At 75.3% G+C, this 23,387-nt stretch carries 21 protein-coding genes; 13 read left to right on the top strand and 8 right to left on the bottom strand.

Going from position 1 to position 23,387, the window contains the following annotated elements; all coding sequences use genetic code 11:
- Nucleotides 1-68 precede the first annotated feature (68 nt).
- Nucleotides 69-494: a MarR family transcriptional regulator gene (locus tag AB0B41_RS35635; RefSeq protein ID WP_358211307.1), complete on the bottom strand. Its 426-nt coding sequence runs from the start codon at nucleotides 492-494 to the stop codon at nucleotides 69-71.
- A 113-nt stretch (nucleotides 495-607) separates the two neighbouring features.
- Here AB0B41_RS35635 and AB0B41_RS35640 point away from each other — a divergent pair, with 113 nt between their 5' ends.
- From AB0B41_RS35640 to AB0B41_RS35655, 4 genes are read left to right on the top strand one after another with little or no spacing between them, the layout of a single operon-like run.
- Nucleotides 608-1,696: a substrate-binding domain-containing protein gene (locus tag AB0B41_RS35640; RefSeq protein WP_358211309.1), complete on the top strand. Its 1,089-nt coding sequence runs from the start codon at nucleotides 608-610 to the stop codon at nucleotides 1,694-1,696.
- A 50-nt stretch (nucleotides 1,697-1,746) separates the two neighbouring features.
- Complete coding sequence (locus AB0B41_RS35645) at nucleotides 1,747-2,031, top strand: zinc ribbon domain-containing protein (RefSeq protein WP_358211311.1); 285 nt, start codon at nucleotides 1,747-1,749, stop codon at nucleotides 2,029-2,031.
- Between the two features lie 44 nt (nucleotides 2,032-2,075).
- Nucleotides 2,076-3,323: a formamidase gene (fmdA, locus tag AB0B41_RS35650; protein WP_358211313.1), complete on the top strand. Its 1,248-nt coding sequence runs from the start codon at nucleotides 2,076-2,078 to the stop codon at nucleotides 3,321-3,323.
- Entirely contained in the window at nucleotides 3,320-4,348 is a 1,029-nt protein-coding gene (locus tag AB0B41_RS35655) for an alpha/beta fold hydrolase (RefSeq protein ID WP_358211315.1), read from the top strand. Before fmdA ends, AB0B41_RS35655 begins: the two co-directional genes overlap by 4 nt.
- Before the next feature lies 1 nt (nucleotide 4,349).
- Here AB0B41_RS35655 and AB0B41_RS35660 read toward each other — a convergent pair whose 3' ends face one another.
- Entirely contained in the window at nucleotides 4,350-5,981 is a 1,632-nt protein-coding gene (locus tag AB0B41_RS35660; protein WP_358211317.1) for a RecQ family ATP-dependent DNA helicase, read from the bottom strand.
- A gap of 29 nt (nucleotides 5,982-6,010) precedes the next feature.
- Entirely contained in the window at nucleotides 6,011-7,396 is a 1,386-nt protein-coding gene (locus tag AB0B41_RS35665) for an MFS transporter (protein ID WP_358211319.1), read from the bottom strand.
- A gap of 171 nt (nucleotides 7,397-7,567) precedes the next feature.
- Between AB0B41_RS35665 and AB0B41_RS35670 the strand changes: the two genes are divergently transcribed.
- From AB0B41_RS35670 to AB0B41_RS35700, 7 genes are all read left to right on the top strand, one after another.
- Nucleotides 7,568-8,365 (top strand): PIG-L family deacetylase, encoded by a 798-nt coding sequence (locus AB0B41_RS35670; RefSeq protein WP_358211320.1) that lies wholly within the window; start codon nucleotides 7,568-7,570, stop codon nucleotides 8,363-8,365.
- The gene (locus AB0B41_RS35675; RefSeq protein ID WP_358211322.1) at nucleotides 8,362-9,120 is read left to right on the top strand and encodes an AzlC family ABC transporter permease; all 759 of its coding nucleotides are present in this window, start codon (nucleotides 8,362-8,364) and stop codon (nucleotides 9,118-9,120) included. The genes AB0B41_RS35670 and AB0B41_RS35675 overlap by 4 nt, the downstream gene beginning before the upstream one ends.
- Nucleotides 9,113-9,424 (top strand): AzlD domain-containing protein, encoded by a 312-nt coding sequence (locus AB0B41_RS35680; RefSeq protein WP_358211324.1) that lies wholly within the window; start codon nucleotides 9,113-9,115, stop codon nucleotides 9,422-9,424. Before AB0B41_RS35675 ends, AB0B41_RS35680 begins: the two co-directional genes overlap by 8 nt.
- A complete protein-coding gene (locus AB0B41_RS35685; RefSeq protein ID WP_358211326.1) occupies nucleotides 9,421-9,915 on the top strand; it encodes a GNAT family N-acetyltransferase in 495 nt (164 codons plus the stop codon). The genes AB0B41_RS35680 and AB0B41_RS35685 overlap by 4 nt, the downstream gene beginning before the upstream one ends.
- Nucleotides 9,916-10,092: 177 nt before the next feature.
- A complete protein-coding gene (locus AB0B41_RS35690) occupies nucleotides 10,093-13,179 on the top strand; it encodes an AAA family ATPase (RefSeq protein WP_358211328.1) in 3,087 nt (1,028 codons plus the stop codon).
- A 100-nt stretch (nucleotides 13,180-13,279) separates the two neighbouring features.
- Complete coding sequence (locus tag AB0B41_RS35695; protein WP_358211330.1) at nucleotides 13,280-14,695, top strand: FAD-binding oxidoreductase; 1,416 nt, start codon at nucleotides 13,280-13,282, stop codon at nucleotides 14,693-14,695.
- Nucleotides 14,696-14,792: 97 nt separating this feature from the next.
- On the top strand, nucleotides 14,793-14,960 hold the full coding sequence (locus AB0B41_RS35700; protein WP_358211332.1) for a hypothetical protein: 168 nt from the start codon (nucleotides 14,793-14,795) through the stop codon (nucleotides 14,958-14,960).
- A gap of 9 nt (nucleotides 14,961-14,969) precedes the next feature.
- On the opposite strand, the gene AB0B41_RS35705 is transcribed toward AB0B41_RS35700, so the two are convergent.
- A complete protein-coding gene (locus AB0B41_RS35705) occupies nucleotides 14,970-16,028 on the bottom strand; it encodes a tartrate dehydrogenase (protein WP_358211334.1) in 1,059 nt (352 codons plus the stop codon).
- Nucleotides 16,029-16,089: 61 nt separating this feature from the next.
- Nucleotides 16,090-17,529, bottom strand: coding sequence for a ketol-acid reductoisomerase (locus AB0B41_RS35710; protein WP_358211337.1), 1,440 nt, complete (start codon nucleotides 17,527-17,529; stop codon nucleotides 16,090-16,092).
- 75 nt (nucleotides 17,530-17,604) lie between these two features.
- Here AB0B41_RS35710 and ilvY point away from each other — a divergent pair, with 75 nt between their 5' ends.
- Both ilvY and AB0B41_RS35720 read left to right on the top strand, forming a co-directional pair.
- Nucleotides 17,605-18,453 carry an HTH-type transcriptional activator IlvY gene (ilvY, locus tag AB0B41_RS35715; RefSeq protein WP_358211339.1) on the top strand — a complete coding sequence of 283 codons (849 nt, stop codon included), beginning with the start codon at nucleotides 17,605-17,607 and terminating at the stop codon, nucleotides 18,451-18,453.
- Between the two features lie 104 nt (nucleotides 18,454-18,557).
- On the top strand, nucleotides 18,558-20,180 hold the full coding sequence (locus tag AB0B41_RS35720) for an NAD(P)/FAD-dependent oxidoreductase (protein WP_358211341.1): 1,623 nt from the start codon (nucleotides 18,558-18,560) through the stop codon (nucleotides 20,178-20,180).
- On the opposite strand, the gene AB0B41_RS35725 is transcribed toward AB0B41_RS35720, so the two are convergent.
- From AB0B41_RS35725 to AB0B41_RS35735, 3 genes are all read right to left on the bottom strand, one after another.
- Entirely contained in the window at nucleotides 20,153-21,403 is a 1,251-nt protein-coding gene (locus tag AB0B41_RS35725; RefSeq protein WP_358211343.1) for an MFS transporter, read from the bottom strand. The genes AB0B41_RS35720 and AB0B41_RS35725 overlap by 28 nt on opposite strands.
- A gap of 52 nt (nucleotides 21,404-21,455) precedes the next feature.
- Nucleotides 21,456-23,024 carry an FAD-dependent monooxygenase gene (locus AB0B41_RS35730; RefSeq protein ID WP_358211345.1) on the bottom strand — a complete coding sequence of 523 codons (1,569 nt, stop codon included), beginning with the start codon at nucleotides 23,022-23,024 and terminating at the stop codon, nucleotides 21,456-21,458.
- Nucleotides 23,025-23,069: 45 nt separating this feature from the next.
- The coding region (locus AB0B41_RS35735; protein WP_358211347.1) for a LuxR C-terminal-related transcriptional regulator at nucleotides 23,070-23,387 on the bottom strand (318 nt) is incomplete at its 5' end.

Raw genomic sequence — 23,387 nt, forward strand, 5'->3', positions numbered from 1 at the left:
TTCTCTCGGGTCGTGTTGTCTTTTGCCCCACAACCCCACCCCCCCCCACTCACGGGCTGCCCGACGGATCAGCGGGCGAGCCGGCCGAGGTGCAGCCGGAGGTCACCCGCGGCGGCCCCGAGCTCCTGCAGCAGCGCCGCCTCGACCTCGCCGACGGCCGGTGCCAGCCGCGCGTGCAGCTCCCGCCCCCGGTCCGACAGCAGGACGAGCACCCGGCGGCGGTCGGTCTCGTCGACCCGACGGTACACCAGCCCCTGGTCGATCAGCCGATCCACGATCTTCGTCAGGGTCGGGGCGGGGACGCGCACGGCCGCGGCGATGCCGCTCATCGGGTGCCCCTCGCCGTCGGCGAGCAGGTCGAGGACGCGCCACCGGTCGAGCCCGGGGCCGTCCGGCCCGAGCGCCTCCTCGATCCGCCGCTCCACCCGGTGTGCCGCGCCCGCGAGCGCGTCGAGGAGCCCGGCGTCGGTGACCGAGAGTGGTGCACTGCTCACAGCGGGTCCACTTCCTGCGGGGAGGGGTGACGGGGAGGGTGGTCCTGCACAAGACTCTCACGGGGGGACACCGGGCATCAGTCCGACGCCGGACGCGACCGGGGAGGTCCGCGATGCGCACGGCCGGCAGCGGCGGGGAGCAGGGCACGGGGATCGGCGACGTCGTGGAGGTCGCCTTCGTGGTGCCGCGCAGCGGCCCGGCGGGGCTGTTCGGCCCCGCCTGCGAGTCCTGCGGCGCCCTGGCGGCGGCCGAGCTCAACGCGGCCGGAGGCGTGCTGGGCCGCGAGGTCCGGCTCCACGCGGTCGACGGCGGCCGCGCGCCGGCGCAGGTGGCCGCGGAGGTCGGGGCGCTCGTCGAGGCGGGCGCGGTGCAGGCGGTGTCCGGCTGGCACATCTCGGCCGTCCGGCAGGAGATCGCGCCGCGGGTCAGCGGCCGGGTCCCGTACGTCTACGCCCCGCTCTACGAGGGCGGCGAGCGCACGCCGGGGGTGTTCCTCGCCGGCGAGACCCCGGACCGCCAGGTGCTGCCCGGCCTGCGCTGGATGGCCGCCGAGGTGGGCGTGCGGACCTGGTGCGTCGTCGGCGACGACTACGTGTGGCCCCGCGTCTCGGCGCGGGCCGCCCGGCGCTGGGCCCGGACGACGCCGGACGTCCGGATCCTCGACCAGGTCTTCGTCCCGCTCGGCACCGAGGACTTCACCGACGCGCTCGACCGAGTGCTGCGCTCGGGCGCGCAGGGCGTGCTGATGTTCCTGGTGGGCTCCGACGCGGTCCGCTTCAACCGCGCCTTCGCGGCCACGGGCGCCGATCTCCGCTGTGTGCGGTTCAGCCCGCTGATGGAGGAGAACATGCTGCTCGCGAGCGGACCCTCGCGGGAGCTGTACTCCGCCGCGGCCTGGTTCGAGAGCCTCCCGACCGCGGCCGGCCTGGACTTCTCGCGCCGCTACGTCGAGCGGTTCGGGCCCCGCGCCCCGGTGCCGGGCGCGCTCGCCGAGTCCTGCTTCGAGGGGCTGACCCTGCTGGCCCGGCTGGCCGAGCGGGCCCGCTCGCTCGACGTCGACGCCGTGTCGGGCGCGGGGGAGGGGATCGCCTACGAGAGCCCGCGCGGCGACGTCGCGCTGGTGCACAACCACCTCCGGCAGGACGTCTACCTGGCCCGGGCCGACGGGCTGGAGTTCGACGTGCTCGCTCGCTTGACCTGATTGCTGTCGCTCGACATAGTTTCACATGACAGCAATCCGGGGAGGCGCCCGTGCCCACCTACGCGTTCCGCTGCCCCCACTGCGGGGGATTCGACGTGATCCGGCCGATGCGCGAGGCGGGGGCACCCGCCGCCTGCCCCGAGTGCGGCACCGCGGCCCGCCGGGTCTTCGAGTCACCGGCGCTGCGCGCGGGCGACCCCCGGATGCGCCGTGCCCTCGACGCCTCGGAACGCAGTGCCGACGAGCCCGCGGTCGTCTCCTCGGTGCCCGGCCGCAACCGCCGGGCCACCCCGATCAGCCGGGACCCGCGGCACGCCCGCCTGCCCCGTCCCTGACGCAAGTCCGGCTCGATCACTGCAGTTGACCAGGAGGAACCGCCATGCCCGACGTCGTCTTCTCCGTCGACCAGGCGAAGTCCATGCGTGACCAGAAGGCGCCCGGTCACAACCGGTGGCACCCGAGCATCCCGCCGGCGGTGACCGTCCCTCCCGACTCGTCGATCCGCGTCGAGTGCCGGGAGTGGACGGACGCCCAGATCGGCAACAACGACTCGGCGAACGACGTCCGGGACGTCGACCTGACCTGCTGCCACATGCTCTCCGGACCGATCGCGGTCGAGGGCGCCGAGCCGGGGGACCTGCTCGTCGTCGACATCCTCGACCTCGGCCCGGTGCCCCAGGAGACGGGCCCGGCGCCCGGCCAGGGCTGGGGCTACACCGGCATCTTCGCGAAGCAGAACGGCGGCGGCTTCCTCACCGACCGCTTCCCCGACGCCTACAAGGCGATCTGGGACTTCTCCGGGCAGGTCGCCACCTCCCGTCACCTCCCGGGCGTGAAGTACACCGGCATCACCCACCCCGGCCTGTTCGGCACCGCGCCCAGCCACGAGCTGCTGAACCGGTGGAACGCCCGGGAGCGGGCGCTCATCGCCACCGACCCGGACCGCGTCCCGCCGCTGGCCCTGCCTCCGCTGGAGGAGGCCACCCTGGGCGGCAGCGCGACCGGTGACGTCCTCCGCGAGATCGCCCGCGACGGCGCCCGCACCGTGCCCGCCCGCGAGAACGGCGGCAACCACGACATCAAGAACTTCACCCGCGGCAGCCGCGTCTTCTACCCGGTGCACGTGCCGGGCGCCCTGTTCTCCGGCGGCGACCTGCACTTCTCCCAGGGCGACGGCGAGATCACCTTCTGCGGCGCCATCGAGATGGGCGGCTTCATCGACTTCCACGTCGACCTGATCAAGGGCGGCATGGAGACCTACGGCGTGACGACCAACCCGATCCTGATGCCGGGCAACGTCGAGCCGCGGTACTCCGAGTTCCTCACCTTCATCGGCATCGGCGTGCAGCACGAGACCGACACCCAGCTCTACAACGACGCCACCGAGGCCTACCGCAACGCCTGCCTGAACGCCGTCACGTACCTGGAGAAGTTCGGCTACTCCGGCCCGCAGGCCTACCTGCTGCTCGGGTCGGCACCGATCGAGGGCCGTGTCTCCGGCGTCGTCGACATCCCGAACGCCTGCTGCTCGCTCTACCTGCCGACCGCGATCTTCGACGACGACTTGCGGCCGTCGGCGAGCGGTCCGGCGCGCAAGGACCGGGGGAGCTGCGCGGTGAGCTCGTGACGGGTCCGGACGCCTCCTACGAGGTCCACGAGATCCCGGAGTTCACGCTCGAGTGCGGCACGACGCTGCGGCCGGCCCGGGTCGCGTACCAGACCTATGGCGAGCTGAACGCGGACCGCAGCAACCTGATCCTGTACCCGACCTGGTACTCCGGGCGGCACTGGGACAACGAGTGGCTGATCGGCGAGGGGATGGCGCTCGACCCCTCCCGGTGGTTCGTCGTGGTGCCGAACATGCTGGGCAACGGGCTGTCGTCGTCGCCGTCGAACACCCCGCCGCCATGGGACCGGGCCCGGTTCCCGCGGATCGACGTGCGGGACAACGTGGCGTCGCAGCACCGGCTCGTCACCGAGGTGTTCGGCGTCGAGTCGCTGCCGCTGGTGCTCGGCTGGTCGATGGGCGCCGGGCAGACCTACCAGTGGGCGGTCAGCCACCCGGAGATGGTGCAGCGGATGCTGCCCTTCTGCGGCTCGCCGCGGACCGCGCCGCACAACCAGGTCTTCCTGGACTCGCTGCGGGCCGCGCTGACCGCGTCGGTGGGCTTCGACGGCGGCTGGTACCCGCCGGACGACTGGCCGGTCGGCGGGCTGCGGGCCTTCGCCCGGATCTACGCGGGCTGGGGCTTCTCGCAGGCCTTCTACTGGGACGAGGTGTGGCGGGAGCTGGGCCACACCTCGCTCGAGGACTTCGCGGTCGACTTCTGGGAGGGGTTCTTCCTCGACGGCCGGGACCCGAACAACCTCCTGACGATGCTCGACACCTGGTGGAACGGCGACGTGGGGAAGACGCCGGGCTTCTCCTCCACCGAGGAGGCCCTCGGTTCGATCCGGGCGAAGGCGATCGTGATGCCCGCGGAGAAGGACCTGTACTTCCCGCCGGAGGACGAGGAGTGGGCCGTCTCGCACCTGCGGGACGCCGAGCTGCGGGTGATCCCCGGGGTGTGGGGACACTTCGCGGGCGGCGGGAAGAACCCGGTGGACACGGCGTTCATCGACGCCGCTGTCAAGGAGCTGCTCGACCGGTGAGTCACGCCTCGCGGACGTCGAGCAGGTCGTTCTCCTCCACCGCCTCGCGGGAGAGCGTGGTGTAGCCGCGCTCGTCGAACAGCACGGTCAGCCGGTCGGCCTCGGTCGCGAGCACCACGCCGTCGCCCCACTCGGGGTGCCGGACGGGGGTGCTGGGCGTGAGCCCGGCACCCTCGTCGCCGACGTCGGCCGGGACGTGCTCCGCGGCCGAACCCGACTCGCAGGTGTCGCAGTGGCCGCACGGCCCGCCGAGCTCCTCGCCGAAGTACCCGAGGAGGTAGCGGCGCCGGCACCCGCGGGTCCCGGCGTACTCGCGGACCAGGTCGATGCGGGAGCGGACGAGCCGGCGGTGCCGTTCGGCGGCCTCGACGGCCGCGTCGACGGCCTCCGGCACGGACAGGTCGGCCCGGGAGATCCGGCCCTCCTCGACCCGCACCGCCCCGACCTGCTCCAGCAGGTTCACGGCGTTGGTCCGCCGTTGCGCGGTCAGTCCCGAGCGCTCGCCGAGCTCCTTCCCGCCGGCCGGGCCGTCCGCCAGCGCCTCGAGCACCGCGCGCAGCGCCTCCGGCTTGGGGCGGCGGGCGACGAGGAACCGCTGCAGGCGCAGGTCGTCGTGGTGGTGGTGCAGCTCGACGGTGGCGGACCCGCCGTCCCGGCCGGCCCGGCCGATCTGCTGGTAGTAGGCGTCGAGCGAGCCGGGCGAGGCGGCGTGCAGCACGAACCGCACGTCCGGCTTGTCGATCCCCATCCCGAAGGCGGAGGTGGCGACGACGACGTCGAGGTCGCCGGCGAGGAACCCGTCGTGGACCTCCTCGCGCCGCTTCCGGTTCAGGCCCGCGTGGTAGTGCGCGGCCCGGATGTCGAGGCCGGCGAGGGACTCGGCGTAGCGCTCGGCCTCCTTGCGGGTGGCGACGTAGACCAGGCCGGGCTTCGGCAGCTCCCGCACCCGCTCGACGATCTCGCGGTGGCGCAGGTCGTCGTCGGCGTAGACCTGGACGATGAGGTGCAGCTCCGGCCGGTCGAAGCTCGCGACGATCTCCCGCGGCTCGCGCAGGCCCAGCCGTTCGACGATGTCCGCCCGCACCGGGGGCGCGGCGGTCGCGGTCAGCGCCACCACCGGCGGGTGCCCGAGGCGCTCGATCGCCGCGCCGATGCGCAGGTAGTCGGGGCGGAAGTCGTGGCCCCACTCCGAGACGCAGTGCGCCTCGTCGACCACGAAGAGGCCGATCCCGGCCTCGACGAGCCGATCCACGACCTCGTCCTTCGCCAGCTGCTCGGGCGCGAGGAACAGGTACTCGGCCTCGCCCGCGGCGAGCGCCTCCCAGGCGTGCGTCGTGCGGGCGGCGGGCTGGGCGGAGTTCACCGTGACCGCCTCGGGGACGTCGCGCTCGGCGAGCCCCTGCTGCTGGTCGTGCTGCAGCGCGATGAGCGGCGACACGACGACGGTCGGGCCCTCGAGGAGCACGGCCGGCACCTGGTAGATCGCCGACTTGCCGGCGCCGGTGGGCAGGACGGCGAGGACGTCGCGGTCCTCGAGGAGGTGCTCCATCCCGTCGAGCTGGTCGGGGTGCAGCTCGGCGAAGTCGAACCGGTCCGCGGCCACCCGCTGCAGCCGCTCACGTGCTGTCGTCACAGGGCGCGGGCTACCCACCCGCCCCGCCGTCACAACCCGGGTGACTCCAGGGGCCCGTCGTGCGGCGCGGTCCGGGGCGCGATCAGCGCCCCGACCAGGGCGAGGACGACCAGGACGACGAGGAGCACGGGCAGCGCGACGGCCGGGGTCACCAGGACGGCGAGCAGCGCCCCGCCGAGCCCGACGAACGCGGCCTGGGCGAGCTGGTCGGTGAGCTGGGCGGCGGAGGAGTGGTACCCGACCTCCTCCGCGCGCGAGCCGGCCAGCAGCAGCGCGGACAGCGACGAGAAGCCCAGACCCATGCCCACGCCGGCGAGCAGCCACAGCGGCAGGGCGGCCCAGGCGACACCCCAGGCCGGGGCGACGACCAGCTGCCCGGCGGTCCCGACGGCGATCAGCAGCATCCCGATCCGCAGCAGGCGGGGTCGCGGGAGCTCCGGCCGCCGACCCTGCCACGCGGCCGCCGCGGACCAGCCGAGCGAGCCGACGATCAGCGGCAGTCCCGCCTCGGACAGCGACCAGCCGTGCGTCGCCGTCAACATCAGCGGCAGGTACGCGGTGACGGTGAAGAACGCCCCGGCGATCAGCCCCCGCCCGGCGACGACGGCGGCGATCCCGCGCCGCGCCCGGACGGTCCCCGCGGGGAGCAGCCGCCGCAGCGCCGGCACGAGCAGCGCCAGCGCGGCCGCCGCGAGGACGGCACCGGCGACCGTGGGGTGCTGCCCGGCCCAGCTCAGCCCGGCCACGCCGACCGCGGCGGCCACGGCGGCGAGGACGAGCCCGCGGTGCGGCGGCGCGGGCTCGGCGGGCGGGGCGAGCCCCCGCACGGCCGGGAGCACGAGCAGCACGGCCAGCCCCACCAGCGGGAGCAGCCCGAGGAACACCCAGTGCCAGGACAGGTGTTCGGTGACCAGCCCGGCGACCGGCGGCCCGACCAGCGACGGCGCCACCCACGCCGAGGACACGAGCCCGAACACCGCGGGCCGGGCGCGCACGGAGTAGACCAGCGCGATCAGCACGTACACGGCGACGCCCTGGGCGCCCGCGCCGAGGCCCTGCAGCAGCCGCCCGGCCAGGAGCTGGGGCAGCGACCCGGCGGTGCCGGCCACCAGCAGGCCCAGGCCGAACACGGCCGGGGCGAGCAGCAGGACGAGCCGGGGGCCGCGGGCGTCGCACCAGCGCCCGCCGAGGACCGTGCCGACGACGGTCGTGGCGATGAAGGCGACGAAGGGCCAGGCGTAGTCGGCGACGGTGCCGAGCTCGGCCACGACGGCCGGCATGGCGGTGCCGACGCCCATCTGCTCGAACGCGACGAGGCTGATCAACAGCACGATCCCGAGGGTCACCGCCCGCCGGCGGGGCCCGAACAGCTCGTCGCGGACGGTGGGGCCCCGGTCGGTCGGCGTGGTCGTCACGGCACGAGCCTGCAGGCTCAACCGAGGTTCAGGTCAAGCGGGTTCTCCCCGGGCGTTCGGGCGCCTCCGGCGGCCGAACGCGGACCGAACGGGAGCCGAACGGGCCGTTCCTAGCGTCGGGACCACAACAGATCCGGTTCCGGTCCGGGTCCCGTCCCGCCAGGAGCACCCATGTCGCACACCACCTTCCTCGTCGGCACCACCCCGAGGATCACCGACGCCGCCGACCTCGGCACCGTGCTGGGCATCTGGGCCCATCCCGACGACGAGGCCTTCCTCGCGGCCGGGTTGATGGCCGGGGCCACGGCGGCCGGCAACCGGGTGGTGTGCGTGACCGCGACGCTCGGCGAGCGCGGCACGGACGAGCCGGAGCGCTGGCCCCCGGACCGGCTCGCCGCGCTCCGCGCGCACGAGCTCCGGGCGTCGCTCGCCGTCGTCGGTGTGACCGAGCACCACCTGCTGGGCATCACCGACGGGACGTGCGCGGCCCAGCCGCACGACGCCGTCGTCCGGCGGCTGGCCGGGATCGTCGACGCCGTCGCCCCGGACACCGTGGTGACCTTCGGCCCGGACGGGATCACCGGGCACGAGGACCACCAGACGGTGTCGGCGTGGGCGACGGAGGCCCGCGCGATCGCCGCACCGAAGGCCCGGTTGCTCTACGCGACCACCACCGAGGAGTTCGTGGCGGGGTGGGAGCCGGCGCGGGAGGCGTTCGACGTCTTCCTCGCGGACGGCCTGCCGCTGCGCACGCCCGTCTCCGCGCTGGCCGCGGAACTGCGGCTCACGCCCGCCGAGCTCGACCGCAAGATCGTCGCGCTGCGGGCCCAGGCGTCGCAGACCAGCGGGCTCCTCGCCGCCGTGGGCGAGGAGCGGTTCCGGCGCTGGTGGTCGACCGAGTCGTTCGTGGACGCGGAGTCCGTGGTCTCCCGCGCCCGGGAGTGGGGCACCTGGCGGGTGGCGGCATGAGCACCTGCGGGACCGCCCCCGGCGCGCCGGCCACCGTGACGTCCCCGCTCCGGCGCGCGCTCAAGGACTCCGTCGCGGTGATCGTGGCCTACCTCCCGTTCGGCCTGACGCTCGGCGCCACCCTGGCCTCGACCCGGCTGCCCGGGTGGGTGGCGTGGGCGTCGTCGCCGCTGCTGTTCAACGGCGCGACCCAGCTCGTGGCCGTGACCCTGCTCGACGGCGGGGTGGGAGCCGTGCTCGTCGTCGCGGCGGCGCTGGTCGTCAACGCCCGCCTGCTGCTGTACGGCGCGTCGCTCGCCCCGTACGCCGCGGAGTGGCCGCGGCGCTGGCGGTGGATCGGCGGCTACCTGATGACCGATCCGGTGTACGCGCTGGCGGTCGGGCGCTTCCGCGCGCCCGACGGCGGGGGCGGGGCGCGCGAGCGGCTCGTCTACTACCTCACCGTCGGCGTCACGCTCTGCCTGGCGTGGCAGGTGCTGACGGGGGCCGGCGTGCTGCTCGCCGGGGTGCTGCCGGACTGGATCCAGGTCGACCTCGCCGCTCCGCTCACCCTGCTGCTCCTGCTGCTGCCCATGCTCACCGGCCGGGCCGCCTACGCCGCCGCGGCGGCCGGTGGCGCGGTCGCCCTCACCGCGACGGCCCTGCCCCTGGGGCTCGGCCTGGTCGTCGGCGCCACGGCGGGCATCGCCGCAGGCGTCGCCGCCGACGCGTGGCGCCGGCGGACCTCTCGTTCCGAAGGAGTTCCCGATGCCTGAGCTGCTCGTCCTCGTCGCCGTCGGCGCGGGGACCTACGTGATGCGTGCGGCCTTCCTCGTTCCCGCCCGGCCCGCACCGCCGGCGATGGCGCGGGTGCTGCAGCACGTGGGACCGGCGGTGCTCGGCGCGCTCGTCGCGCCGGCGCTGCTCGCCCCGCACGGGGCGGTGACGGCCGCCGGCACGGTGCCGGGCGTCGTCGCCGCGGCCGGCGCCTGGCTGCTGTGGCGCCGCACCCGCAGCCTGCCCGTCGCCCTGTTCGGCGCCCTCGCGGTGGCCCTGCTGACCACGGCGGTCTTCCGGTGAGCGGCGAGGTCCGGATCCGGGAGCTCGGGCCCGGCCGGTACGACGTGCTCGACGCCGTCGTCGAGGGGCTCTCCCCGACGAGCCGGTACCACCGCTTCCACACGCCGGCCCCGCGGCCGACCCCGCAGGTCCGCGAGGCGCTCGCGGCGGTCGACGGCCGGTCGCACATCGCCGTCGCGGCCTTCGCCGCGGACGGCACGCCGGTCGGGATCGCCCGGCTGATCGCCGTCGCCGACGGCCACTCGGAGCTGGCCGTCGAGGTCGTCGACGAGTGGCAGGGCCGGGGGATCGGCGGCCGGCTCGTCCGGGACGTGGTCGAGCGTGGCCGCGCCGCCGGACACCGGTCGGTCCGCGCCGCGGTGCTCGCCGAGAACGTCGCCGCCCAGGCCCTGTTCTTCGCGGTCTTCCCGGCGGCGATCGCCCTCCCGGCCGCCCACGAGATCGGCTTCGCGGCGGAGCTGGCGGGCCACGGGGCGCTCTGCGCCGCGTGAGCACGTGTCCGTTCTGTCCGTTCCGGGATCCCGGCTGCGCCGTTCGGTCCACGGGCCGGCGGCCGGCCGGCCCTGACATCGGGTGCGCCCGGTCGGGACGCTGACACCGGCGCCGCCGGCGTGCCGCCCGGCGCCGCGGGTGTCCGGCCGGGTCGGGCGTGCGGAGGTGACGCCGCGATGCTGCAGGTCACCCTGCTCGGCGAGCAGGTCGTCCGCGACGCCGCCGGTGCGGTCCGCGTCCGGTCCTCCCGCAGCCTCCTGCTCGTCGCGTTCCTCGTCGTCCACGCCGGGTCCCCGCAGCCCCGGCACCGGATCGCCCCGCTGTTCTGGCCGGACTCGACGGACGACCAGGCCCTGACCAACCTGCGGCGCGAGCTGCACCACCTGCGGGCCCTGCTCGACGACGGGTCGTCGCTGCTGGTGACCACCCGGGACCTCTGCTGGCAGGACGCCCCGGACTGCCAGGTCGACGTCCGCGAGTTCGCGCGGTCGCGGGCCGCGGCGCTCACGGCGGCGACGCGGGGTGACACCGACGCGTTCCTCGCCCACGCCGGCGCCGCCCTGGACCGCTACCGCGGCGAGTTCCTCCCCGGCGGCACCGAGGACTGGATCCTGGAGGCCCGCGCCGCGCTCGAGGAGCAGTGCGTGGACCTGCTCGACCGCGTCGTCGCGGCACGGTCCCGCGCCGGCGACCCCGCCGAGGCCGTCGGGCCCGCGCGCCGGCGGGTGCAGCTGCGCCCCCTGGAGGAGGCCGGCTACCGGACGCTGATGGCCCTGCAGGCCGAGGCGGGGGACCGGGCCGGGGCGGTCGGTACCTACCACCGCTGCGCGTCGGTGATCGAGCGCGAGCTCGGCGTCGCGCCCGACCCGCTCACCCGGACCACGCTGAACCGGGTGCTCGCCCGCGGCGGCCCCGCACCGGCCCCGGCCACGGCATCCGCACGCGCCGGCCGGGCGGGCACCGAGCTCGTCGGGCGGGTGCGGGAGCTGGGGCTCCTGCAGGACCGCTGGCGCGCGGCGGCGGCCGGGCACCCGGGCCTGGTCCTGCTGCGCGGCGACGCCGGGGTGGGCAAGTCCCGCCTCATGGCCGAGCTGTCCGACCGCGTCCGGCGCGGCGGCGCGGTCGTGGCGGACGCCCAGTGCTTCGGGACCGCGGGCCGGCTGGCGCTGGCCCCGGTGGCGGACTGGCTGCGCACACCCGCGATCCGCTCGGCCCTGACCGGCCTCGACGACGTCTGGCGGACGGAGGTCGAACGCCTGGTCCCCGCGACGCGGACGCGGGCCGACGCGGGCCCGCCGGCCATGGTCGACGCCTGGCAGCGGCACCGCTTCCACGAGGGCATCACCCGCGCCCTGCTGCACCTCGGCCGCCCGGTCCTGCTGACGATCGACAACCTCCACTGGTGCGACCCGGAGACGCTCGCGTTCGTCACGTTCTGCCTCGCACTGACCCCGGACGCCCCGATCCTGCTGGTCGCCACCGTGCGCGACGACCCGGACGACCACGAGCCCGGGCTCGCGCAGTGGGTCACCCGCATGCGCGCGACCGGGCTCCTCACCGAGATCCCGGTGCCGCCGTTCGACGCGAGCGACACCGCGACGCTCGTCGAGGCGCTCACGGGGCGGGCCCCGGAGCCGGGCGAGGCCGCCCTGCTGCAGGCCACCACCGGCGGGTTCCCGCTCTACATCGTCGAGACGGCCCGGGCCGGCGACGGGTCCGGCGCGGTCCCGGACGGCCGGGTCACCGCCGTGCTCGTCCGGCGGCTGACGCAGACGAGCCCGGCCGCCCGCGAGATCGCCGGGCTGGGGGCGGCGGTCGGCCGGGACTTCACCCTCGACCTGCTGACCGAGGCCGCCGACCTCGACGCCGACGCCGTCGTCGGGGCCGTCGACGAGCTGTGGCGCGCCCGGATCCTGCGCGAGACCGCCGACGGGTACGACTTCTCCCACGACCTCCTCCGGGATGCCGCGTACGCCCAGGTCAGCCCGCCCCGGCGGTGGCTGCTGCACCGCCGGGTCGCCCAGGGCCTGGAGATCCTGCACGCCGCGGACCCCGACGGGATCTCGGCCCAGCTCGCCGAGCAGTACGCCCGCAGCGGCAACGCCGACCGGGCGGTCGCCTGCTACCGGCGGGCCGCGGACGTCGCCGCCGGGATGTTCGCGCACGGCGAGGCGGTCCGGCTGCTGGAGGAGGCCCTGGCGATCGTGCGCACCCTCCCCGAGGGCGGCGACCGCACCCGACGCGAGCTGGCCCTGCTGGAGGCGATGGCCGCGCCGCTCAACGCGCAGTTCGGGTACTCGTCCCCGCGGCTGCGGGAGACCCTGGAGGGCGCGGTCGCCCGGGCCGAGGCCCTCGGGCGCCGGGAGTCCCTGCTCAACGGGCTGGTGGGGCTGTGGGCCTCGCTGTTCGTGCACGGTGACACCGAGGAGGCGCACCGTGCGGCCGGGCGGGCGCTGTCCCTCGTCGAGCCCGACTCCCCGCTGAGCGGGCCCGCGCACTTCGCCTACGGCGGCTCCGCGCTGAGCCTGGGCCGCCCCGCCGAGGCGCTCGAGCACCTCGACCTCGCCGCCGGGTTCGGCGGGTTCCACCCGCTGAGCATCGGCACCCGGTCCGACGTGCACGGGCGGGCGTTCGCGGCGCACGCCCACTGGCTCCTCGGCGACCCGTGCGCGGCGCTGACCAGCGCCACGGACGCGATCGCCCTGGCTCGCAAGTCCGGCAACGCCTACGCCCTCGCCGTCGCGCTGGCGTACGGGGCCATCACCCACCAGCTCCGCGGGGACCGGGCCGAGCTCGGCGCGGTGGTCGACGAGCTGCGCGGGCTGTGCGACCGGTACGCGTTCGCCTACTACGGCGACTGGGGCCTGGTGCTCGACGGCTGGTCGCGGCCCGACGCCTCCGGCACCGAGCTCGTCCGGGCCGGGATCGCGAGCCTGGAGGCCGCCGATGCCTTCGCCCGGATGCCGTACTGGCTGGCGCTGCTCGCCGACCGCTTCGACCGGGACGGCCGCCGCGAGGACGCCGTGGCCACGCTCGACGCCGCGCTCGCCGCCGGCCGCGCCCACGACGACCTCTGGTGGACGCCCGAGGTGATGCGGCGGCGGGCCGCGTACGACGACGCCGGGCGTGCCGTGGAGCGGCTCCGGGCGGCGGCCGGCCTGGCCGAGGAACAGGGGAGCGTCGCGCTGCTCGTCCGGTGCCTCGCCGACCTCGAGGCGCACGGCGTTCCGGCCCCGGCGTTCGGCGTTCGCCCCGCGCCCTGAGCCCGGCCCTCGGCCCGAACGGCTGGTGAACGGTCCGTTCGCAGCATGGGTGGGTGTCGCGTCCGAGCACCTCGGAGGCACCGACCGAGAAGGAGCGAGCGTGACCACCACGCCTGCGCGCACCACTTCCAGCACGCCCTTCACCGACCTCGCGGCCGCCCTGCGCGGCGACCTGATCCTGCCGGGCGACGCCGGCTACGACGACGCCCGCGCCGTCTACAACGGGATGATCGACCAGCGGCCCGCGGCGATCGCCCGCTGCCGCGACACCGCCGACGTGGTCGCGGCGGTGCGGTTCGCCCGCGCCCACGACCTCGAGATCGCGGTACGCAGCGGCGGGCACCACGCCGCCGGCCTCGGCGTCCGGGACGACGCCCTGGTCGTCGACCTGTCGTCGATGCGGAGCACCACCGTGGACCCCGCCGGACGCACCGTGCGGGTCGACGCCGGGTGCACGTGGGGCGACGTCGACCACGCCACGGTGGCGTTCGGGATGGCCACGCCCTCGGGGTTCATCGCCTCGACCGGCGTCGCGGGCCTGGCCCTCGGCGGCGGCATCGGCTACCTCACGCGCCGGTTCGGCCTCACGGTCGACAACCTCGTCTCCGCCGACGTCGTGCTGGCCGACGGGCGCGTGGTGACGGCGAGCGCGACGTCGCACCCGGACCTGTTCTGGGCGCTGCGCGGGGGCGGCGGGAACTTCGGGATCGTCACCTCCTTCACCTTCCGCTGCCACGAGATCGGCGACCACGGGACCGTCGTCGCCGGCCCCGTCCTCTACGACCTGGCGGACACCGGCGAGGTCCTGCGCTGGTACCGCTCGGTGGTGCCGTCGCTGCCGGAGGAGCTGAGCGGGTGGTTCGCGCTGCTCACCATCCCGCCGGCGCCGCCCTTCCCCGAGGAGCTGTGGGGCCGCAAGGCCTGCGGGATCGTCTGGTGCTACACCGGCCCGCACGACCGGGCCGACGAGGTGCTGGCTCCGGTCCGCGAGTTCGGCTCGCCCCTGCTCGTCGGCGTGCAGCCGATGCCGTTCACGGCGCTGCAGAGCGCCTTCGACGGCCTCTACCCGGCCGGCCTGCAGTGGTACTGGCGGGCGGACTTCTTCGACGAGATCTCCGACGCAGGCATCGCGGTGCACGAGAAGTTCGGGCCCCTGCTGCCCAGCGGGCACTCGACGATGCACCTGTACCCGATCGACGGCGCGGCGGCGCGCGTGGGCGAGGACGAGACCGCCTTCGCCTACCGCGACGGCGGCTGGGCCGGCGTGATCGTCGGGGTCGACCCGGACCCGGCCAACGCCGGGGCGATCACCCGGTGGACCAAGGACTACTGGGACGAGCTGCACCCGACCTCGGCGGGCGGGGCCTACGTCAACTTCCTCATGGACGAGGGCGAGGACCGGGTGCGTGCCTCCTACCGGGGCAACCACGACCGGCTCGCGCGGGTCAAGCGGCGCTACGACCCGGACAACGCCTTCCACCTCAACCAGAACATCAGGCCGTCCGCGGACGGCTGACGGCACCCACGGACGGCGCGACGGACGGCCGGGCGGGCGGGGCGAGGGGTCCCGCCCGCCGTACCCCGCCCGTCGTGCCGGGATCGGAGATCGGATCATGACTCGAGTACTCGCACTGCTGGCCACGGTGGTCCGCTCCAGGCCGGACATGCCGTTCACGGGGTCGGACCGGGACCGCGAGCGGCTGGCCGAGGAGCTCCAGGCCCGGCCGGACGCGTCGGCCCACCTGGTGGACGGGCTGCGGCGGCCCGCGCCGGGGCGTTAGGGGAGTCGTTCAGAGGCGGTCGAGGAGGGCCCGGGTGAACTCGGCGGTGCCCGCGGTGCCACCCATGTCCCGGGTCCGCACCTGCCCGTCGGCGAGCTGGGCCCGCACCGCGTCGAGCACCTCGGCGCCGGCCTCCGAGTGCCCGAGGTGGTCGAGCAGCATCGAGGCGGACCAGATGGCGCCCAGGGGGTTCGCCAGGTCCTTGCCGGCGATGTCCGGCGCCGAGCCGTGCACCGGCTCGAACATCGAGGGGAACTCCCGCTCCGGGTTGAGGTTGCCCGACGGCGCGATGCCGATCGAGCCCGCGACCGCGGCGGCGAGGTCGGACAGGATGTCGCCGAACAGGTTCGACGCCACGATCACGTCGAAGTTCTGCGGCTGCAGCACGAGCTTGGCGGCGAGCGCGTCGATGTGCTCGCTGCGCAGCTCGACGCCTGGGTGCGCCGCCGCCCGCTCGGCCACGACCTCGTCCCAGAACGGCATGGTGTGCACGATGCCGTTGGACTTGGTGGCGCTCGTGACGTGCCGGCGCCGGGACTCGGCGAGGGTGAAGGCGTGGTCGGCGATGCGGGCGACGCCGGCGCGGGTGAACACCGCCTCCTGCACGGCCAGCTCGGACGGGAGGCCCCGGTTCATCCGGCCGCCGATCTCGGAGTACTCGCCCTCGGCGTTCTCGCGGACGACGACGAGGTCCACCTCGCCCGGCTTCGCGCCGGACAGCGGCGAGGGCACGCCCTCCAGCACCGCGATCGGCCGCAGGTTGACGTACTGGGCGAAGGCGCGCCGGATCGGGATCAGCAGCCCCCACAGCGACACGTGGTCCGGGACGCCGGGCCAGCCGACCGCGCCGAGCAGGATCGCGTCGTGCGTCCGGATCCGGTCGAGCCCGTCGGCCGGCATCATCGCGCCCTCGTGCGCGAAGCGTTCGCAGGACCAGTCGAACTCGTCGTAGGCGAAGGAGATCCCGTGGCGCCGGCCGACGGCGTCGAGCACGGCGGTGGCCGGCGGGATCACCTCCTGCCCGATGCCGTCTCCGGGGATGAGGGCGATCCGGTGTGTCGTGCTCATGCGCCCACCTTCCCCGTGAGTGGCGATCGTCGCTATAGCGACCATCGCCACTCACGAGCCGTCAGACGGAGATGTCGACGCTCGGGCGCAGCTCGGCCGCGGCGGCGAGCGCCTCGTGCACCGGGTTGTCGAGGAAGGCCTGCACCAGCTTGGGGTCCGCCGGGGCGGCGAGCACCGGCAGGGCGATCTGCTCGTACGCGGCCTGGAAGCGCGGGCCCCAGCGCCGGGTGCCGAGCCGGGCGGTGCGCGAGCAGTTGTCGACCATGTAGGCCACGTCGCGGGCGTGCATGTAGGGCAGCAGCGAGTCGACGGCCTCGATGATCGACTCGTTGACGATCTCCGACCACGCGTGGCCGCGCTCGGCGAACTCGTCGACCTGGGCGACCATCGTGGCCACGAACAGGCCCGCGGTGACCGGGTCGATCGGCAGGTCGTCCCGGCGCCGGGCGCGGACCTCGTCGCCGTGCGCCCACATCGGGGACCCGCCGATCCGCGACATGGGCCGGGTGGCCAACCGGCCGTCGGCGAGGACGACGCTGCGCAGCTCGGTGCCGTCGGCGACCTCGTCGTAGATCTCGGCGAGGATCTCCCGGGCGGGCCCGTAGGCGGCGGCGTAGGCGCGGTCGAAGAGCTCGGTGTCGGTGGCCTCGCGCACGGCGCGCAGGCCGGCCTTCGAGATGGTGTGCGCGATCGGCCCGGTGACGGCCTCGCAGGACCGCTCGTAGGCGGTGACGGGGTCGGCGCCGTCGAGCAGGAACTGGCGGTACAGCGCCTCGACCAGCCCGTGCACCGCGCCGAGGAGGATGCCGCGCTCGCCGACGATGTCCGAGCGGTACTCGCTCTCGAGCGTGGTGGCGAAGGTGTAGGGCGAGCCGAGGGCGACCGACCAGGCGAGGGCGCGGTCTCCTGCGTGGCCGTCGGGGTCGGCGTGCACGGCGATGCTGGCGTTGATCCCGGCGCCGTTGACGGTGGCGCCCTGCTCGTAGAGCCGCCGGACCGAGTCGCCCATGCCCTTCGGGCACACCGCGATCACCGGGTGGCCGGCCGGGAAGTCGCGCCCGGTCGCGCGGAGGTGGCCGAGCAGGAAGCCGTGCGAGAGCCCGATCGTCGCACCCGGCTTGAGGACGGCGAAGAGCTCCTCGTGGTGCGCGGCGAGCGCGGCGTCGGCGATCAGCAGGATCACCAGGTCGGACTCCGCGGCGATAGCCAGCCAGTCGCCGAGGGTGCCGTCGGCCTCGGTGAAACCGTGGGCGCGGGCGTCGTCCAGGGAGGCGGAGCCGGGGCGCAGGCCGATCGCGACCCGCACGTCCGTCCCGGTCAGCGAGTCCCGGAGGTTGCGAGCCTGGGCGCGGCCCTGCGGGCCCCAGCCGATCACGCCGATCCGCCGGACGCCGTGCAGCGCCTGCGGCAGCAGCGGGAACAGGTGCCTGCCGCCGCGCAGGACGGTCTCGGTGCCGCCGGGGACGGCCAGGGACTCGGTGGTGAAGACGTCCGATCGCATGGTCCTCGTTGTAGGGTCCGCGGAACCGTTGCGACAAGCGCAAGAACTGCACCGGGCCGTTTCAGGAGGTGAAAGGTGGAGCACCGCGAGCTGGAGCTGTTCCTGCACCTCGTCCGCACCCTGAACTTCGGCCGGACCAGCCTGGAGTGCCACGTCAGCCCGGCCACGCTCACCCGCACCGTGCAGCGGCTGGAGGCGCGGGCCGGCGCCCGGCTGCTCGACCGCGGCCCGCGCGGGGTGGCGCTGACGGCCGAGGGTCGCCGGTTCACCGGTTACGCCGAGCAGGCGCTCGCGCTGTGGTCTGGATACCGCGCGGGCGCCGGCGAGCCCGGCGACCTGGCCGGTGAGCTGCGGCTCTTCGCCACGGTGACGGCCTGCCAGGCACTGCTGCCCGACCTGCTCGCCCCGTTCCGCGAGGCGCACCCGCAGGTCCGCGTCGACCTGCGCACCGGCGACGCCGCGGCCGCCCTGGCCCGGCTCGACGAGGGGGAGGTCGACGCCGCCGTCGCCGGTGTCCCGGACCGGCTGCCGCAGCCGATCCTCACCCGCACCGTCGCGACCACGGACCTCGTGCTGGTCACGGCCCGCGGGCGGGAGGAGGCGGCCGGCGGACCGTTCGTGGTGCCGCACCGCGGGCTGGTGCGGGAGGCGGCCCAGCGCTGGTTCCGGGCCCGCGGGGTCACGCCGGTGATCGCCGCCGAGCCGGACGGGCACGAGGGGCTCCTCGCACTCGTCGCGCTCGGGTACGGGGCCGGGATCGTCCCGCGGCTGGTGCTGGAGACGAGCGGGGTCGCGGACCGGCTCACGGTGGTCGAGGCCGGGCTCGCGCCGTTCCCGATCGGGCTCTGCGTGCGCCGCGCCGACCTGCGCCGCCCGGTCGTCGCGGCACTGTGGGAGATCACCGCAGGTCACCCCGGGTCGTGAGTGCCGACTGCCCCTCTAGGGGCAGTTGCCGCTCACGGGGTTGAGGCAGGTGCATCTGGCGGATCACCGCGCCGTCGCGCAGAGTGGGGTGGCGGGAGGGAACGATGACGTTTCGCAACGGTCCGGCCGGCGGGTCGGATGGTCAGCTCGACGTGGTGGTGGTCGGCGCGGGGTTCTCCGGCCTGTACGCCCTGCAGCGGCTGCGCTCCGAGGGCTTCCGGGTGCGGGTGCTCGAGCAGGGCGACGGGGTCGGCGGCACGTGGTACTGGAACCGGTACCCGGGCGCACGCTGCGACTCGGAGAGCTACTACTACTCGTACTCGTTCGACGAGGAGCTCCAGCACGAGTGGGAGTGGACCGAGCGCTACCCGGAGCACTTCGAGATCCGCGCCTACCTGGAGCACGTGGCCGAGCGGTTCGACCTGCACCGGGACATCGACCTCGGCACCCGGGTCGAGTCCGCGACGTTCGACGACGCCACCTCCACCTGGGCGGTGCGCACGGCCGACCGCACGCTGACCTGCCGGTTCCTCGTCACGGCCGTCGGCTGCCTGTCGACGGCGAACGTCCCGGACATCCCCGGGCTCGACACCTTCGCCGGCGAGTGGTTCCACACCGGGCGCTGGCCGCACGAGGGCGTGGACCTCGCCGGGAAGCGCGTCGGGATCGTCGGGACCGGCTCGACGGGGATCCAGGCGGTGCCGGTGGTCGCGAAGGAGGCCGCCCACCTGACCGTCTTCCAGCGCACCGCGAACTACAGCATCCCCGCGCGCAACGGCCCCGTGTCCGCCGCCGAGCGCGCCGAGGTGAAGGCGCGCTACGACGAGATCCGCCGCATCCAGCGCGAGTCGACGAACGGCCATCCGTTCCTCATCAGCGAGGTCTCGGCGCTCGCGGTCGACGAGGCCGAGCGCACCGCGATCTACGAGCGGGCGTGGGAGCGGGGGAGCCTGAAGTTCCGTGCCTCCTTCGCCGACCTGCTGACCAGCCGCGAGGCCAACGACACGGCGTCGGACTTCATCCGGGACAAGATCCGCGCGGTCGTCCGGGACCCCGCGACGGCCGAGAAGCTGACCCCGCGCGACCACGGCTTCGCCACCAAGCGCCCGCCGATCGACACGGACTACTTCGAGGCCTACAACCGGCCGAACGTGTCCCTGGTCGACGTGCGCGCCGACCCGATCCGTGAGATCACCCCGGCCGGGATCCGCACCGGCGAGGAGCACCCGCTCGACGTGATCATCTTCGCGACCGGGTTCGACGCGATGACCGGTCCGCTGCTCGGCCTCGACATCCGCGGCGCCGGCGGGGTCCCGTTGCGGGACAAGTGGTCCGCGGGCCCGGTGACGCACCTCGGGCTGCAGGTGGCCGGCTTCCCGAACCTGTTCACGATCACCGGGCCGGGCAGCCCGTCGGTGCTGTGCAACATGCCGACCGCGATCGAGCAGCACGTGGAGTGGATCGCGGACTGCCTCGTCCACCTGCGGGAGAAGGGCGTCTCGCGGATGGAGACCACGGAGGAGGCCGAGCGGGCCTGGGTGGCGCACGTCAACGAGGTGGCGCACCGGACGCTGCTGCCGCAGGCCTCGACGTCCTGGTACCTGGGGGCGAACGTCCCGGGCAAGCCGCGGGTGTTCATGCCGTACGCGGGCGGCATGGCGACCTACGCGAAGACCTGCGCGGAGGTCGCGGAGAAGGGCTACGAGGGCTTCGTCCTGTCCGCGTGAGGCGGGGAGCGGTGGGGCCCTGTTCGCGTCGGCAGGGCCCCGGCGCCCGCGATGATCACCAGCCCGGCGAGCGGGACGACGAGCAGGCCGGCCCGCAGCGAGGTCGCGTCGGCCACCAGTCCGACAACGGGGGGCGCCACCAGGAACCCGATCCGCAGCAGCCAGCTGACGACCGTCAGGCCGGCCCCGGTGGGCAGACCCGGCAGCTCGTCGGCGGCGTGCATGGCGGCGGGGATCAGCGTCGCCACCCCGAGCCCGGCCAGGCCGAACCCGACGATGGTGCCCGGGACCGTCGGGAAGGCCAGGGCCAGGCCCATCGCGACGACCACGATCGCCGCGCCGCCCCGCGCCACCGCTCGCTGCCCGAACCGGTCGACCAGCCGGTCACCGACCACCCGGCCCAGGAACTCCAGCGCCTGCAGGGCCACGAACCCGAGACCGGCGACCGCCGCGGCCGCGCCGAGGCTGCCGGACAGGTAGACCGCCGCCCAGGAGGCGCCGGAGTCCTCGACCAGGGCGCCGGCCGACGCGATCACGCCGAGGACCAGCACGACCAGCAGGGCACGCCCGCCGGCGCGGGAGCGCACGCGCGCCGGCGACGCGGTCGGCTCGCGCTCGGAGTCCTCCGGCCCGGGCAGCAGGAAGCGGTAGGCGACCATCGCGACCGCCACGAAGATCCCGGCCGACACGCCCAGGTGCAGGCCGAGGGGGAGCGCCAGCCCCGCGGCGGCGGAGCCCATCAGCCCGCCCAGCACCGATCCGGCGCTCCACGTGGCGTGGAAGGAGTTGAAGATCGAGCGGCCGTAGCGGCGCTGGACGCGCAGGGCGTGCGCGTTCTGCCCGACGTCGACCACCGCGTCGGCGGCGCCCGCCACGAACAGCGCCCCGGCCAGCAGGCCCCAGTTGGGGGCCAGCCCGGCGAACAGGATGCCGACGGCCACCACGACCATGCCGAAGGTCGCCACCCGTGACGAGCGGTACCGCCGGACCAGCGTCGATGCGGTCAGCCCGGCCAGCAGGGCCCCGAACGGGAACGCGGCCACGGCCGCGCCCAGCTGCGCGTTGCTCAGCTCCAGCGACGCCTTGATCTCGGGGTAGCGGGGGAGCAGGTTCGCGAACACCGCCCCGTTGGTGAGGAAGACCGCGGCGACCGCGATCCGCGCCCGCCGCTCCGTCCGCCCCGGTCCTGTCGTGCCGGTCTCCCCGGTGGTGCCGCTCGCCATCAGCGTGCAGCGTACGGAACGCGCCGGGCACACCGCCGGGTGTCGACCCCCGTCAGGCGGCGCACGCCACGGCGGGCTCCAGGCCGACGGCCGTCCCGACGGCCCGGGCCAGCGCCCGGGCGTGGTCGGCCGCGGTCTCGCGCGCGCCGGCGTCGTGCCGCCAGGCGATCACGCCGTCCGGCCGCACCAGCAGGGCCGAACGCGGCCCCAGCCCGCAGCGGCGGGCGACCCGGTCGCCGACCGCCGGGACCTCGACCGGCACCGGCAGGTGTGCGGCCGCCGTGCGCCAGTCGGCGTCCGCCGCGCCGGTGAACAGCGTGAACCCGGGCCCGAGCAGGTCGAGGGCGGCCCGGCGGCCGTTGTCGGTCCGCACCCAGACGTGCGGGATGCGCTCGCCGGGCTGCGCGGTCCCGGTCCCCAGGTGCAGCTCCCCGTCGGCGGGTTCGGTGGCCACGGTGCCGGACCGGCAGGCGAGCCCGAGGTCGCCGGCCAGCCCGTCGATCGGCTCGGTGTCGCCGGGGCGCAGCGAGCGCAGGGCCCGCGCCCGGCCGACCGGCTCGCGCTCCTCGACGTACGAGTCGAGCAGCGCCGGACCGGCCCACCCGCGGACCGTCCAGCCCAGCCGCCAGCCGAGCTCGTGGCCGTCGTGGATCGCGGTGTTCATGCCGTTGCCGCCGACCGGGGTCATCCGGTGTGCGGCGTCGCCGACGAGGAACCCGGGGCCGGAGCGCACCTCCGTGGCGACCGCGGCGGCCATGGTGAAGGCCTGCATGCCCAGCAGCTGCGGCTCGAGGTCGGGCAGGCCGGTCGCCGTGCGCAGCAGCCACCGCCAGAACTCCGGCGTGTAGGCCGCGATGCCCTCGGCGCCGGTGCAGTCCCGGCCGTTGTGCAGTTGCCGGGCGTAGCACCAGCGGCCCCCGCCCACGGGCAGCAGCACACCGGCAGCCTCCGGGTGCTCGATGCTCCACAGGACGTTCGGCTCGCGGGCGAAGAGCGCCTCGACCCCCGACGCCGCGTCCGGGCGGAACAGCACCTGGGCGTAGTCGCCGAGGGTGCCCAGGTCCCGCAGGCCGATGCCCAGCGCGGAACGGACCCGGCTGCGCGGCCCGTCGGCACCGACGACGAACCGGGCCCGCACCCGGTCGCCGCCGGACAGCCGCGCCTCGACCCCGTCCGCGACGGTCAGGTCGATGAGCGCGCTGTCGAAGCGGACCTCGCCACCGCGGCGCCGCAGCTCCGCGACGAGCAGCGGCTCCAGGTGGTCCTGCGGGCACAGCAGCGGGTGCGTCGGGCTGGCCCGCAGCGCCTCGCGCCGCGAGGGGTAGCCGACGTCGCGGTACTCGCGCACCGGAGCGGCGAGGGTCTCGGCGACCGCGACCCGCGGCGGGACGTCGCCGATCGCGCCGGCCAGCACCGCGTCGGTGAGGCCCCACTCGCGCAGGATCTCCATGGTCCGGGTGCTCACGCCGGTGGCGCGCGGGATGGTCGAGGTGGTGCCGCGCCGCTCGACGACGAGGACGCGTGCCCCGTGCGTCACGGCGGCCAGGGCCGTGGCGAGCCCGGCGGGGCCGGCCCCGACCACCAGGACGTCGGTCTCGATCGGGCAGGGTGTCGTCTGCATGGCCGGAACTGTCCGCCGCGGCGGCGCCCACCGGATCCGTGAGAACTACGGAGTTTCGCCGCCGGCCCACCGGTGCAGCTCCGTGCGCCGGGCCGCGCCGGTCTTGGCCAGCAGGTTCGCGACGTGCGTCTCCACGGTCCGGCGGGACAGCACCAGCCGGCGGGCGATCTCGGGGTTGGTGAGCCCGCGCCCGACCAGCGCCAGCACCTCGTACTCGCGGCGGGTCACGCCCTTCTCCCGCAGCCCGGCCGGCACCGTCGTGCCGTGCCGGCCGCGGGTCGGCGCCCCGGCGGCGCGCAGCAGGTCGCGGCAGGTGCGGGCCTGCAGCGCCGCGCCGGCGGCCTCGTGCGCGGCGTGGTCGGG

The organism is Pseudonocardia sp. NPDC049154 (assembly GCF_040648315.1).
Lineage (GTDB): Bacteria > Actinomycetota > Actinomycetes > Mycobacteriales > Pseudonocardiaceae > Pseudonocardia.

Excerpts from the sequence above, each read along its gene's own strand:
- AB0B41_RS35640 (WP_358211309.1), top strand. The coding sequence starts at position 608 with ATGCGCACGGCCGGCAGCGGCGGGGAGCAGGGCACGGGGATCGGCGAC.
- fmdA (WP_358211313.1), top strand. The coding sequence starts at position 2,076 with ATGCCCGACGTCGTCTTCTCCGTCGACCAGGCGAAGTCCATGCGTGAC.
- AB0B41_RS35670 (WP_358211320.1), top strand. The coding sequence starts at position 7,568 with ATGTCGCACACCACCTTCCTCGTCGGCACCACCCCGAGGATCACCGAC.
- AB0B41_RS35675 (WP_358211322.1), top strand. The coding sequence starts at position 8,362 with ATGAGCACCTGCGGGACCGCCCCCGGCGCGCCGGCCACCGTGACGTCC.
- AB0B41_RS35680 (WP_358211324.1), top strand. The coding sequence starts at position 9,113 with ATGCCTGAGCTGCTCGTCCTCGTCGCCGTCGGCGCGGGGACCTACGTG.
- AB0B41_RS35690 (WP_358211328.1), top strand. The coding sequence starts at position 10,093 with ATGCTGCAGGTCACCCTGCTCGGCGAGCAGGTCGTCCGCGACGCCGCC.
- AB0B41_RS35700 (WP_358211332.1), top strand. The coding sequence starts at position 14,793 with ATGACTCGAGTACTCGCACTGCTGGCCACGGTGGTCCGCTCCAGGCCG.
- AB0B41_RS35705 (WP_358211334.1), bottom strand. The coding sequence starts at position 16,028 with ATGAGCACGACACACCGGATCGCCCTCATCCCCGGAGACGGCATCGGG.
- AB0B41_RS35710 (WP_358211337.1), bottom strand. The coding sequence starts at position 17,529 with ATGCGATCGGACGTCTTCACCACCGAGTCCCTGGCCGTCCCCGGCGGC.
- AB0B41_RS35720 (WP_358211341.1), top strand. The coding sequence starts at position 18,558 with ATGACGTTTCGCAACGGTCCGGCCGGCGGGTCGGATGGTCAGCTCGAC.
- AB0B41_RS35725 (WP_358211343.1), bottom strand. The coding sequence starts at position 21,403 with ATGGCGAGCGGCACCACCGGGGAGACCGGCACGACAGGACCGGGGCGG.
- AB0B41_RS35730 (WP_358211345.1), bottom strand. The coding sequence starts at position 23,024 with ATGCAGACGACACCCTGCCCGATCGAGACCGACGTCCTGGTGGTCGGG.